This window comes from Vibrio sp. D173a (assembly GCF_030248475.1).
This window is the reverse complement of record NZ_JAHGAH010001023.1, coordinates 1-527: the sequence shown is the minus strand read 5'-3', so window position 1 is coordinate 527 and position 527 is coordinate 1. Positions and strand designations below refer to the sequence as shown.

The window sequence follows — 527 nt, the reverse complement described above, 5'->3', positions numbered from 1 at the left end:
GCCGCTGGATCTAGGGTGCCACCTAGGTCTTCTTTGATTGTCTCGGCAACCGCGCGAGAGATCTCTAGTGGAAGTTGCTCTTTTAGGTAATCAAGGCGCTGTTGGCTGTTATGTGTGTTTTTCATCGCAAATCTAATCTTGAAAGGGAGTGGGGTACGAATGATACTCTTGCTTCACAGCAAATTAAAGGGTTGAGCCCGACTCGTGTTAGGTCGAGCTCACACTGACAGTATTATATATTGAGTAGTAAAAGAGTAAGGAGCGTGGCATTAATGATGATCAGTGAAACAGGGTGGTACAACTCCGCAAGACATGTGCCTTCTCCATTCTATGATGCGCGTCCTTTGCAAGATGATATTTCCTTGCTGGTGGTACACAACATCAGCCTACCACCGGGTCAGTTTGGTGGTCCTTATATCGAGCAGTTCTTTACTGGCAAACTAGACCCTGATGAACATCCTTTCTTTAAAGTGATTCACAACATGGGGGTGTCAGCACATTGTCTAGTTCGTCGAGATGGCGAAGTG

The 527-nt window shown here is 46.3% G+C and carries 2 pseudogenes; one reads left to right on the top strand and one right to left on the bottom strand.

From position 1 onward, the window contains the following. Positions 1–125, bottom strand: a pseudogene (locus KIV40_RS31020) (nicotinate-nucleotide diphosphorylase); the annotation flags it as partial. A 147-nt stretch (positions 126–272) separates the two neighbouring features. Between KIV40_RS31020 and KIV40_RS31015 the strand changes: the two are divergent. Then, positions 273–527: pseudogene (locus KIV40_RS31015) on the top strand (1,6-anhydro-N-acetylmuramyl-L-alanine amidase AmpD); the annotation flags it as partial.